We start from the raw sequence: 12,029 nt of genomic DNA on the forward strand, positions 1-12,029 counted from the left end.
GGGAGCGCGCCGGCGGGCGCGCTCCGTGGCAGGGGCTACCCGCGGGTGTCGCGGGCGGGCCCCGTGGCGGGCTCCTTCATCGTGGCCTCCAGGGTCATGCGGAGGCCGCGCGGAACGCCCCGCGGGGACCGGGCCCCCGGGGGATGGCATGGGCCGGTCGCGAGGACCGGCGGCGACCGGTGGGTCGCGCTTGCGGGGCTGGCTGGGCGCGGCAGCGGCCGCGTGATCGGTGTGCCAGCAACCGATCGGGGAAGTGCGCTTGGGAGGGCAGGGCCGGGCCGCCGCCTCCAAAGCGCACGCGCTCGTCATCGGACCCGTGCGCCGGTCGGGAACCGGCGCCGGCGGGAAACCGTCTCCAGGGCTTGCCAGGGATGCAGGGCCAGCTGCTGCTCGTGGATCCAAGGTAGGCCCGGCCCCGTCGCCGGTCAACCCGGCGGGGGTTGCGGCCGCGAGGCTGATGGCGAATGGGTCGCTTCGGAGGGGGCCTTTCGCATGGCAACGGGATCAGGACGTGTCAAACACTGGGGCCGAGCATCGCCATTGCCGGAGGACGCCCATGCCAGCCCAGACGCCGCTGACCATCCCCGGCTCGCGCTTCACGAGGGCCGACGAGGGCCGGATCAACGAGCGCATCCTGGCGCGCCGCGTGACCGCGGACTACCGGCGCGTCGAGGGCGCGAGCGTGAAGATGACGGCGCGCTTCCACAGCGCCGAGGCCAAGCGGCTGTTCGTGCGCATGTTCGCCACGCTGCAGCTCAACACCCATTTCATCTCCGTGATCGCCCGTGCCGGTGCGGACCACGAGGAGATCGCCCGGATCGAGGCGACGCTGCGGCAGCTGCTGGAGGAGGCCATCCAGGGCCTCGACCAGGCCATCGACGGCGCCGAGGCGCTGTTCCAGGCCCACGGCATCCGGCAGACGGCGACCTACGACGCACAGCCGCTGGAGGTCGAGGTGCCCGTGCTGTCCTCCTTCGGGCGCCGCTACCTGGAGGTGCTGGGCCGGCTGGACCGCATCATGCCGATGCTGCAGACGCTGGAGATCCACGACGTGATCAGCGTGCGCGAGCTCGACGCCCAGCGCGCCGCGCTGAAGCGCCAGGGGCGCGGCATCGCGATCGCGGCGCGCGGCTACGCGAACCTGCTGCGCCGGCGCATGAATGCGCTGGCCTCCGGGCATGCGGGCGCGGAGCGGCCGGCGCTGCCGGATGCGGCACCGCCGGCCGCCGTGGCTGTTCTCCCGGCTCCCGAGGAGACCAGGGCCGCGGCGGCCGCCCCGGAGGACGACACCGCCGTACCTGACGCCCAGGCTCCGCAGGGCGACGCCGAGGCACTCGCGCCGACCCGCTGAGCCTGCTGGCGCTGCCGAGCCGGCCATGGACTGCCAGCACCGATCCGCCACCGCCTGCGGCCCTGCCGCGGGCGCCCGAATGCCGGGGACGCCGACCGCCACGGGAATGCGGTGCCGTGCCGGCGCGACCCGCCGCATCCCGCCCGAACCTCTCCCGCGCACACGCGGGAGCGCCGCAGACGATACCTGCCCGTGACCAGGCCGCCAGCCGGTGCCGGCCGCCCTGGCCGGGCCGCTGGCGAGGGAGGGACCCCCGTGCGGCCTCCCGGCGCGGCGTGACCGTCACGCCGCCGAGTGAAGCATCCGTGCCGCCAGTCCGGGACGCCGGCGGCATGCGGCCTCGACTGCGTCCCCGGCGGCCACGCCTTCCGATGACCGGACGTGGCCCGCGCAGAGCCGGTCATGGCCGTCGGCGGCCGAAGCCGCCGAGGAGCCCGATCATGCGCAAACCCCCTGCGGCCGCCCCGGCGGCTTCTTCTGCCCGTTCCCCGCGGCCCATGGCGGCCGCCCCCGTGCAGCCCGTGGCCGGGCCTTCCGGGCTGCGCCTGCCCGACACGGGTTTCCTGCGCCAGGACCAGGTGCTGGCGTTCGTGCCGGTGTCCCGTTCCACGCTCTGGCGGCGCGTGCGCGCGCGCAGCTTCCCCGAGCCTGTCCACCTGTCCGAGCGCGTCACGGCCTGGCGCGCAGAGGACGTGCGGCGCTGGATCGCCGAGCAGGGCCGATAGCGGCCCGACGCCCGCGATCCCTCCACGAGGGGATCGCATCCCCCGCAAGGGGCACAGCACCCACGGGAGGTCTTTCCCTCCCAGGGGTGGACCCGGGGGGACCCTGTGGTTTCGTAGCATCGTTCCCACGATCCGGCGAAGGCAAGCCGGTCCGGGTGGCGCTGCTGCCTGGGCCAGCCCGCCGGCGTTACCGGTGCAACGGGAATGTTCCACAGCCCTTGGAGGGCCTGAATGGGTGATGACGCAACGGAAGGTGGCAAGGACACGGCGGCGCTGTCCGTCGCGATGCTGCGCCACGTGCTGTCCGGCAGCACCTACGAGGCCGTGGCTGCCGAGTTCGGGATCACGCGCACGGCGGTCGAGCGGCGCGTCAAGGCCCTGTCCGGCCGCCTCAGCCGCGAGGTGGGGATCGAGGGCCTGAGCGAGGGCGGCACCGCCTTCGTGCGGCGGCTGCGCGAGCACCGGGAGGCGATCCTGCAGGCCCTGGAGCACTTCGAGCCCGCGCCCGCGCCGGCATCGCGCGCCACCCGGGTGGTGTCCCCCGAGGAGATCGAGCTGGCCATCAAGCGCATCCGGGGCCGCAGCGCGCAGGCCGTGCGCGACGTGGCCCTGTTCTACCTGCTGTTCGCGACCGGCGCCAAGCCACTCGAGATCGCTCGGCTTCGGGTGAAGGACTACGTGGACGCCCAGGGCGAGGTACGGGTCGAGTCCGTCCTGCCGTCCGGCGCCGCCATCACCGGCCGGGCGCGGCCGCTGTACTTCGCCAGCCGCCGGCTCGTTGAGGCGCTGGACCTGTACCTGGCGCAGCGGCTGGAACGCCGCCATGGCCTCGGGGAGTCCGACGCCTGGCGCGGCCTCGACCCGGAGAGCCCGCTGTTCCTGACGCCGTCGGGCGCGGGTTTCCCGATCGTCTACCACGGCGAGGAGGGCCAGCACCGCTACCTCTGCCGCGCCATCCTGGAGACCTACCGCAAGCTGTTCCGCTATGCGGAGCTCGAAGGCATGACCGCGCTGTCCGTCCGCCACACCGTGGCGATGCGCCTCTACGAGCGCGGCGCCGACGAGGAGCAGGTGGGGCTGATCCTGGGCATCAGCGAGCGCAGCGCCGTGCGCGAGATGTTCCCCAGGCAGAGACCGACCCTGGCCGTCCTGATGCAGGACCTGGTCTGAACCCGGCCGGCGCTGGCGGGACACCCTGGACAGGGCTTCGGGCCCGTCCAGGGGGGATGCCGCCCGCGGCGCGAGGGAACCCGGCGCCGCGTTCTCAGATCAGTCCGCGCTCGGCGAACGAGACCACCTGGTCCGCGCCCACGACGAGGTGGTCGAGGGCCTGGACGTCCACCAGCGCCAGCGCCGTCTTCAGGCGCTGGGTCAGGAACTCGTCGGCGTGACTGGGCTCCGCCGAACCGCTCGGGTGGTTGTGCGCGAACGCCACCGCGGCGGCGTTGCGCGCCAGCGCGCCCTTGACCACCTCGCGCGGGTACACGGAGGTCTGCGTCAGCGTGCCCCTGAACATCTCCACCGCCTCGATCAGGCGATGCCTGGTGTCCAGGAACAGCACGATGAACACCTCGTGCTCCAGCCCGGCAAGGCGCAGGCGCAGCCAGTCGCGCATTACCCGGGGCGACTCCACCAGCGGGCCGGTGCACATGCGTGCCCGCAGGTGCCGCAGCAGCAGCTCGCGCGCGACGGCCAGACGGTGGTCCAGCAGCATCTCGCCCGTGCCTGCGGCATCGAGCGCACCGTCGCGGCAGGCGGGAGCCTGCACGTCGGCCCGGGCGGCCTGCATGATCTCCTCGGGGGTGGCGGGCGCCAGAAGCGCGGCAACCAGTTCCGCGTGCGACAGCAATGACAGATTCTCCATGGCGTTCTCCGTGATGGAGCACGGGAACGCCGGTCCCCGACGGGAACGAGGTTCCCGCGCGGGACGCGCGCCTGGGCGCGCGAAGAATGGGGCAGGTATCGACTGCGACGCCTGGCTGGGCCAGGAACCTCCTGTCGGAGGCCGATCCGTGGATCGGTTGGGGCCACCAGTCTCGCGCCGGACGGGCTGCCGGGTCCGCCGACGGCCGCCGGCGCCACGTGCAAGGGCAGGCGCGGTGGCGGGATTGCGGGCGCAACGCAGGCCGCGCCTGTCAGTGTGGTGGGCCGGTTCGTCAATCACGCGCAGATCGGACTGCACCGGCAGCTCGGTCGCACTGCAGTCGCACTGTAGAAGTCGTTACGCATGCATCTGTATCGGCCTGCATGGCATGGCTGGACCGCGTGAAGATGCCATCCATCCTCGACATTCACGCCATCGCCATGATCCGCCTCGGCCAGCGCATCCGGCTCACGCGCCCGGAAAGGGACCTGTTCCTCAGGCTCACCGACATCGAGCCGGCCGGCATCCGCACGCTGGCCGACCTGGACGCCTACGTGGCGCGTTGCAAGGCGTACTACTGGGGAGTGTCCAGGGAAACCAGGCAGTTGCACGCCCTGATCGACCAGGCGCGCGCACGCTGCGAGCGCCAGGCTTGAGAGGCGCCCCGGGGCGCGGAGCCCCGGGGTGGCTCGCGCGCACCGGTGTGCCCACGACATCGCTCTCAGTCCGGCCGGGCGTCGTCGGTGCCCGATGCGGTGGGCGCGCCGACCGCGGACCCGGGTGGCGCCTGCAGTTCGTCGCTTCCCGGCACGCCTTGCCGTTCTGCGGCATTCAGTTGGCGCAGCTTCCGGACGGCCGGCTCGGCGCGGGTTTCCGGCAGGCACTCGACCACCAGCCCGGCACTCCGGGACATCGCCCGGCGCAGCGCCCGCACGGGCGCGACGAAGAGCGTGGCGCAGGCCAGCCGCACGAAGTGGCCGACGCGCCGGCTGCGCTCGGTGCGCGCCTGGTGCACGCGCAGCGACTCCCTGCAGAGCAGGTAGAGCGCCATGTGGTCGCGCCGGGCCTGCCTGTCGCCGTCGAGCAGCGCCAGGATCTCGATGGCCATGTCGGGATCGCCCGCCCGCCGGTAGAAGCGGACCCAGGCCCGCATTTCCTCGATCTCCACGGCGCGGTAGCGGTCGCGCGGAGAGGTTGCCTGCATGCTCATGGGGAAGGCTCCGGTGGAGGAGTGCCCCTGTGCCCCGGCCGGGGAGATGGGCTCCCCTCGGGGTTGATGAAGACGTGGCGGCCGGCCGGAAGATCCGGACCGGCCCCACGTTCGCTCCGGTCGGTCAGTGGCGTGCCGACCGGCGGTTGTCCGCTGTGACGCGGATCCAGTCGTCCGCGATCCGCTCCAGGTAGACGAGGTCGTCGGATTCGATCTCGCGGTCCCGGCGCAGGCGGGCGATCACCTCCTTGACCAGTTCGGGATCCTCCCTAGCCAACCGGACCACCATCGCGGCGATCCGCCTGCGGTAGACGTCGATCACGCCACCGCCTCCACCAGCCTTTGGCCGGACGCTACAGGTTCGTCCCGGCGGCGAGGCGGGGCGGAAAACAGCAGCGCGGCCTTTCGCGCCGGCAGCGGGCAGGGCGGCAGGGGACGGCCGGAGCCGCCCAGCAGGACGCCCACCGGCCGTGTCTCTGGCATCACACGGGGTGCGAACATCGCGTTCTCCTTCACGGGGCGAAGGGGAACGCCTGCTCCCGCCGGGGAACATGGTTCCCCGTCCGGGATGCCCGGACCGCGAGGGTCCGGGCGGCTCGATGGCGCGGCCGTGAGGCGCGCCATGGATGGTCAGGCCCTCGACGCAAACGTCAGGGCCGTGCTCGGTGTCGGCAGGTCGGCGGTGCACGAGGCACCGCGGCTGGGGACACCTGTCCGGTGGACCGGGCGGTCCGCCGGTTTCACTTCAGGTCCTGCCGATGGCAGGACGCGATCTCACGCCGCATGGGCGGCCAGTCCGGGCAATGGCCCGGTGACTTCAGGGCGGGTAACGACCGCAACGCCGGCGGCTGCCGGACTTCAGCGGGCCAGGCCCGGTGAAGGCTTTGCAGGCTCGATGCCTACAGGTAGCACGAGTAGTTTGGCGCGCCGCGCCCCAAGGCCGATGCTCAGAGTACCACCGGCGAAGGTTTACCAATGACTTGCCCACGCTATGGCGGGCATTTGTGTATGGCGTTGCTGCCGGTGGAAGGCTTACCTGACTCAACCAAGTGTCGTAAATAATTTGATACGACTCTTCTGGAGACTACGCCAGCGGCGCGTACTGGCGAAACCGTGTGGCGCATTGGCAGTAAGAGAGGCGCAGTCGGGTCACCGCTACTGCAAGCTATCAAGCCACAGCTTTGAAAATGTCAAAACGTGCTGCCAGTCGATCGCGATCCGGCCAATCTCGGTCCCGGGAAGGCAGATGCAGTTGGCTCATGTGCAGTCGCTTGAGGGCCTCCAGCATGGGACCGTCGTTCTGGGATCGGAGCCGTTCCGAGACATGAACACGGTAGTCAGGATCGATACCGATGAGATGCGCGTCGAAAGCCGCGTGATGGATTTTGGACAGCGGGATGCCATTGGGCACAACGGGTTGGCCCAGCCGTTCATCCTTGTCGGCAACGATGTGTGCGGCGTCAAGCAGCATCGGCTCCGGCAGCCCTGACAAGGCGCAGCGTCCCTGGTAGGCCGTGATGACGGCAGCCCGAAACGATGCCTGATGCAGGCGCTGCTTGACCGTGCGCAAGGCATAGCGCCTGGCTGGCGGTTCGGCAGCCAGCGACGACTCACCCGGCAGCCCGAACGCGATGCGAGCCTGCTTCTTGACGGGATCCCAGCCGGCGATGAAGGTCGGTACCAGTACCTGGTAACGCCCGGGCGCCACGCCGAGAAAGTAGATGACCGGAATCTCCCGCTCCCAGGCCTCTTTGAGCCAGCGATTGTCGGCCGCCTCCGGGTTGTTGCCCATGAAGGCATAGTCCACGGCCTCGTCGCCTTCATAAATCTGCCGGTGGACATGCCGTTGGTCGTCGTACCAGACTCGGTTGCCGGCCCTGGGGAAAACGGTCCGGATGGACAGCAGATAGGGCATCTGCCGCGGCTTGAAAATGCCGCGCTGAGGGTTCACCAGCGGGATGCGCTCACCCCGCCAATTGAAGCCGGCCTTCAGGTGCTCCTGGGTCAGCGTGTCGTGCAATTCCTGAATCCGCCGTACATGCGTGAAGGCGGCACTGCGCATCAGGGTATCGGTCTGATCAAGGTCCGGCATGTCGGGGTCTCTATCAGTACGGCACCATCATCGCCGTCAGGCCGCCTCGATGGCCCAGGAGCCTTCCGCAGGCAGCGGCACCAGCCGCACGCGCAGACGCCTACCCCGGACGTCGTTATGGGGCACACCAAGCAGTTGGCGCAGCTCGTCGGTCAGCAGGTTCGGCGCCGAGCCGTCGTCCGAGGGCGTCGTCTTGAGCACGTTGAGCGCGACTTTCACGAACTTGCCGTAGGCAAAGCGGCCGTTGATGCGCACCGGGTGCCAGCCGTCCGGCAGACCGGCTCGGCTCGCACCGTTGCCGAACATGATGCACAGTCCCTGGCCGCTGCCTGTCGGGATCACCGAAAACACGAACCGTCCCGGCGAAGGACGACCCCAGTAGTCCGCGAGCCGCCAGGTCACGCGCTCCAGCAGAGCCCGGTGGAAGACAGCCATGCCGGACGGCTGCGGCCCGATGTAGCGAAACTCGCGCGCCGCCTCGTCGAAGGCGAAGTAGGGGCTCGGCTTCCTGGTGCTGCCGCCGATCCAGGCGTTGATCGGGTTGGACAGCAGGTAGCCACTCCAAGTGGTGTCGCTCGCCGCCTCGCCGTCCTGCACGTCCGTGCCGTTGATGTCGAGCCGGTGCCGCTCCTCGGCGAAGTAGTGCCTGAAGAAGGCCACCAGCGCCTCCATGCCGATGGTGGCCTGGAAGTGCGGCCCCTGCAGCATGGCCAGCAGCACGACCATCTTGAACGACTTCGTCATCCTGGTCGTCTCGACTTCCTCCAGGAAGGCGCCGGCCTGGACGTCCAGCGTCCTGCCGGCCTCGTCGGCTTGGCCCAGGGCAATGACAACCTGGTGCCAGCGCCGGCAGCCCAGGGCCTGCTTGCACTGCCTTGGTCCGTATCGCCCCAGGCGCTCGACCTCGGCCAGCGTCGGCGTGCGGCCCAGCCGCCCGTGCAGGGAACGCAGGTCCTCCAGCACCAGGGCACGCAGCGGCGAGGCGGTGCGCAGGCTCTGGCGCAGGGCTTCCAGCGCCACGGGCTCCAGCTCGACCGTGACGCCCTCCGGCATGCCATCGGGGCGCACGCCCTGCTGCCAGCGCTGCAGCATCTCGAGCGCCGTGCTGGCGCTGGCCGTGTCCTCGCCGTGCCCGCCGACAAGGAACGGCAGCTTGTAGTGGGCCCGGCGGTAGTTGCCGATGAAGTCCAGCACGGTGAGGTGCTGCTTGCCGTCGTCCAGGCGCAGGCCGCGCCCGAGCTGCTGCAGGAACACCACCATGGACTCCGTGGGGCGCAGGAACAGCACCAGGTCCACGCAGGGGATGTCCACGCCCTCGTTGAAGAGGTCCACCGTGAAGAGGATGCGCAGGGCTCCGCTCGTGAGCCGGTCGATGGTTTCCTGCCGTGGCATCGAGCCCGGCCCGGAATGCACCGCGGCGGTTGGGATGCCGGCGGCGCTGAAGGCCTGCGCCATGAAGTCGGCGTGCGCGATGGAGACGCAGAAGCCCAGCGCGGCGCGCGACGGGTGGGCACGGTACTTCTCCAGCACCAGCGCCGCGCGCTCGGGTGTGTTGAAGGCCCGCGTCAGCTGCTCGGTGTCGTAGGTCCCCGCGCGAGTGAGCATCTCGCTCGTGTAGGTCACGCGATCGGCCACGCCGAAGTAGCGGAACGGCACCAGCCAGCCGTAGCTGATGGCGTCGAACAGGCCCACCTCGTAGGCCACGTTGCCATGGCACAGTGCCATCAGGTCCCGGTTGTCGCCACGCCAGGGCGTGGCGGTGAGCCCCAGCAGGAAGCGCGGCTGCAGCGCGTCCAGCAGGCGGGCGTAGCTGTCGGCCGCGGCGTGGTGGAATTCGTCCACCACCACGTAGTCGAAGCGTGCCAGCTCCGCGCTTGCCAGCCAGCGCGGCTGGGAAAGCGTCTGCACCGAGGCCAGCACGATGTCGCACCCGATCTCCTCGCGACCGGCCATGACGAAGCCCCTCGTGCGGTCCGGGTAGAGGGCGGCATAGGCCCTGGCCGCCTGCACCAGCAGTTCCTCCCGGTGAGCGAGGAACAGCACCCGGTCCGCGCCGGCGGCGTCGAAGGCGGCAAGGAAAGTCTTGCCCAGGCCGGTGGCGGCGATCACCAGCGCCCGTGTCTCGCCGTCGGCACGCAGCCGCTCCAGCTCCTTGAGGGCAAGCGACTGCACCGGCCGCGGTTGCGTGCGCGTGGCGGCCTTGCGCGGTGTCCAGTCGCGCGGCACGCGCCGGGCACGGTACGCCTGCAGCCAGCCGGGGGAAAGCGGCTGTGCGTGCTCATGGTGGAAGAGCTCGTCGAAGCGGTGGCGGATCTCGGCCATCGGGTGGCCGGCATCGACGTCCAGCACCGACCAGGTCCACTCCACGCCGTCGCGCAGGCCCATGCGCGAGAAGTTGGCCGAGCCGATGAAGGCGCGGCCGCTGCCGTCGGCACGCTCGAACCAGTAGGCCTTGGGATGGAAGCTGCGGTCCGGGTGGCTGAACACCCGGGCCTCGAAGCGGCCGCTCCACTGCAGCATGCGCTCCAGCGCCTCGGGTTCGGTGACGTCGAGGTAGTCGGTGGTGAGGAAACGGATGTCGGCCCCGCGCAGCAGCGCTGCGCGCAGCGCACCCTCCATGAGATCCAGGCCGCTTCGCATCACGAAGGCCACGGCAAGGCCCGCTGCGCGGCAGTGCTTCAGCTCGTGCCGCAGCGCGTCCACCAGGGTGTGGCCACCGCCCACGTGCAGCCGCTGGGTGCTGGGCGCCGGCTCGCCCAGCACCAGACCGGCGTCGAAGCCGCCGCGCGTGAGGTGCTTGCGCCGCGCAGCCTCCTGCACCTCGTCCAGGCCGATGCCGTGGCGATCGGCCACGGCCGCCAGCACGGTGTACAGGTCCCCGAGTTCGTCCACCAGCGCCGCACGGTCGCCCATGGCCAGCGCATCGCCGACCTCGCTCGCCTCCTCGATCAGCTTGCGTGACAGCAGCCTGCCCAACTCCGTGTCCCGGGCCACGCGCACCTGCAGTTCCCGACCCTCTGCACGGGCCAGTTCGGGAATCAGGTCGCGGATCAGCTTTTCGTACACGCCTTCAGTCCCGTGCGCGGCCGGACCAGTAGTCGGCACGCTCGGGAATGAGCCAGCGCACGCCGCCGCGCGGGTCCGCGACGTCATCCGGGAAGCGGGGAATCAGGTGCACGTGCAGGTGCGAGATGGTCTGCCCGGCGGCCGGGCCGTCGTTGATGCCGATGTTGTAGGCCGCAGGCGCGAACTCGGCGTCCACCAGGGCCTTGCCCTCGTCGAGCAGCGACGTCAGGTCGGCACGCTCCTGCTCCGTGGCCTCGAACCAGGAGCCGACGTGGCGCTTCGGGATGACCAGGCAGTGGCCGGGATTGATCGGGAAACCGTCCCGGATCAGCCAGGCGGTGGGGCGTTCAGCGAGCACCCGCTGCGCAGGCAGGGAGCAGAACGGACAAGGGGCGAGGGACTGCAACGGCGACTCCTGGCAACGCACCGGCTGGAGCTGGTGGCCGACTTCGATCAGTTGATGTTTCCCTGATCGTACTGGGTGCAATGGCCGGCTCGGTCGCGACGGGGCACGGTGGCGAACCTTCCTGGAGCCCCTGGCCGGACGCCAGGATGCCGTGCGCGGGGCTGCGACTGCATGCCGGCCAGTGCCCCGGACGGCAGGTGCGGGCCGTGTACCTGCGCACGCGCTGGTACACGAGCCGTGACGGCCTGGCGGCGCTCCTGGAATAGGGCCCCGGCCATCCGATCCGGATCAGCAGCACCGTCCTTCCTCCATTCACCGACTGGAGATCGTGGTCAGCATGCTCGCATTGCAAGGTGCCGGGCCCCCCTGCTGCCAGCGAGGATCGCGTGCCCTGTTTCGGTCAGTGAGTACAGCAGTCCACGGAACAGTGCTCTCGCATCGACCCGGGCATGGGCCGGCGCAGGAGAAACTCCGGGATGCCTCCCGGCAGCAGGCCGCGTTGTGCCTCAGAGGAAAAGTCATGGAAGGCCGTCACGGCATGGAGCGATGCGGGCACCCCGTTGCCCACTGTCCGAAGGCCTTGGCTTGCGGCTCCAGGCCCGGTCTCGAACCCGGTACAGTCGGCGACGTACCGCGGCCTGGAGCCGCAAGAGGCCCTCCACGTTCCTGAAGCAGTCGACGGGAAGCTGCCGAACGATGATGACGAAAACTTCTTCCCTCTTCCTGGCCGTGGCGTGCACGCTGATGCTGGCCGCCTGCAACAAGGACAAGCTCCCGGGCAAAGCGCCCAAGCCGGATGCGGTCGCGACAACAGCGGAGCCGGTCAACGGCTTCGACAAGTGCCGGGATTTCTTCCCAGGACAACTGCCACGCGTGCCGGACCTGCAGACCAGGCTGCCACGCGATCTGTGCTACGACGCGTTTGCCATCCTGCATTCCGGCCATACGAAGACGCCCGTGTTCGCGGTCGAGCGGTTGACCGTCGCCCAGTTGCAGGACGCTGCAGACGAGCAGCGCACGAACAGGTTCTTCGCGGACGCCCGGCTGCCGCAGGCCGAGCGCGCGACGCTGGAAGACTACAAGGGCTCGGGCTACGACCGAGGCCACATGGCGCCGGCTGCCGACATGCCCACGGCGCAGGCCATGGCACAGTCGTTTTCCCTTGCGAACATGGTGCCCCAGGCACCCGAGAACAAGGCGTGGACTTCATGATGCACCTTGTTCAGTAGATTAAGCAGGGATAAGACAGGGCGACCGGCTGGAATACCGACCGCCAACACCGGGCACGAACGTGACGTTGCCCGGTGATTCGTAC

Annotated in this window: 10 protein-coding genes and 1 pseudogene; 5 read left to right on the plus strand and 6 right to left on the minus strand. The window is 70.2% G+C overall.

Features of this window, described 5'->3' with window-relative positions; translation table 11 throughout:
* The first annotated feature begins 556 nt into the window (after positions 1-556).
* From FJ694_RS29915 to FJ694_RS29925, 3 genes are all read left to right on the plus strand, one after another.
* On the plus strand, positions 557-1,351 hold the full coding sequence (locus FJ694_RS29915) for a DUF1845 domain-containing protein (RefSeq protein WP_157271192.1): 795 nt from the start codon (positions 557-559) through the stop codon (positions 1,349-1,351).
* Positions 1,352-1,791: 440 nt separating this feature from the next.
* The gene (locus tag FJ694_RS29920) at positions 1,792-2,076 is read left to right on the plus strand and encodes a helix-turn-helix transcriptional regulator (RefSeq protein ID WP_232540288.1); all 285 of its coding nucleotides are present in this window, start codon (positions 1,792-1,794) and stop codon (positions 2,074-2,076) included.
* Positions 2,077-2,307: 231 nt separating this feature from the next.
* Complete coding sequence (locus FJ694_RS29925) at positions 2,308-3,246, plus strand: tyrosine-type recombinase/integrase (protein ID WP_157271193.1); 939 nt, start codon at positions 2,308-2,310, stop codon at positions 3,244-3,246.
* Between the two features lie 94 nt (positions 3,247-3,340).
* Here the strand turns inward: FJ694_RS29925 and radC are convergent, their stop codons facing one another.
* Entirely contained in the window at positions 3,341-3,790 is a 450-nt protein-coding gene (gene radC / locus FJ694_RS29930) for a RadC family protein (RefSeq protein WP_198321070.1), read from the minus strand.
* Between the two features lie 557 nt (positions 3,791-4,347).
* Between radC and FJ694_RS29935 the strand changes: the two genes are divergently transcribed.
* Positions 4,348-4,596 (plus strand): hypothetical protein, encoded by a 249-nt coding sequence (locus FJ694_RS29935; RefSeq protein WP_232540289.1) that lies wholly within the window; start codon positions 4,348-4,350, stop codon positions 4,594-4,596.
* A 65-nt stretch (positions 4,597-4,661) separates the two neighbouring features.
* Here the strand turns inward: FJ694_RS29935 and FJ694_RS29940 are convergent, their stop codons facing one another.
* From FJ694_RS29940 to FJ694_RS29960, 5 genes are all read right to left on the minus strand, one after another.
* Positions 4,662-5,150 carry a hypothetical protein gene (locus FJ694_RS29940; RefSeq protein WP_157271195.1) on the minus strand — a complete coding sequence of 163 codons (489 nt, stop codon included), beginning with the start codon at positions 5,148-5,150 and terminating at the stop codon, positions 4,662-4,664.
* Between the two features lie 124 nt (positions 5,151-5,274).
* Positions 5,275-5,472 (minus strand): hypothetical protein, encoded by a 198-nt coding sequence (locus tag FJ694_RS29945; RefSeq protein WP_157271196.1) that lies wholly within the window; start codon positions 5,470-5,472, stop codon positions 5,275-5,277.
* Between the two features lie 846 nt (positions 5,473-6,318).
* Complete coding sequence (locus FJ694_RS29950; RefSeq protein WP_157271197.1) at positions 6,319-7,242, minus strand: HNH endonuclease; 924 nt, start codon at positions 7,240-7,242, stop codon at positions 6,319-6,321.
* Positions 7,243-7,278: 36 nt separating this feature from the next.
* Complete coding sequence (locus tag FJ694_RS29955) at positions 7,279-10,308, minus strand: DEAD/DEAH box helicase family protein (RefSeq protein WP_198321069.1); 3,030 nt, start codon at positions 10,306-10,308, stop codon at positions 7,279-7,281.
* 4 nt (positions 10,309-10,312) lie between these two features.
* On the minus strand, positions 10,313-10,714 hold the full coding sequence (locus tag FJ694_RS29960) for an HIT family protein (RefSeq protein WP_157271199.1): 402 nt from the start codon (positions 10,712-10,714) through the stop codon (positions 10,313-10,315).
* Positions 10,715-11,458: 744 nt separating this feature from the next.
* On the opposite strand from FJ694_RS29960, the pseudogene FJ694_RS38055 reads away from it, so the two are divergent.
* Positions 11,459-11,917, plus strand: a pseudogene (locus FJ694_RS38055) (DNA/RNA non-specific endonuclease); the annotation flags it as partial.
* Positions 11,918-12,029 lie beyond the last annotated feature (112 nt).

Origin of the sequence: Azohydromonas aeria (assembly GCF_009760915.1) — a bacterium.
In the GTDB taxonomy this organism is placed as follows: domain Bacteria; phylum Pseudomonadota; class Gammaproteobacteria; order Burkholderiales; family Burkholderiaceae_C; genus Azohydromonas; species Azohydromonas aeria.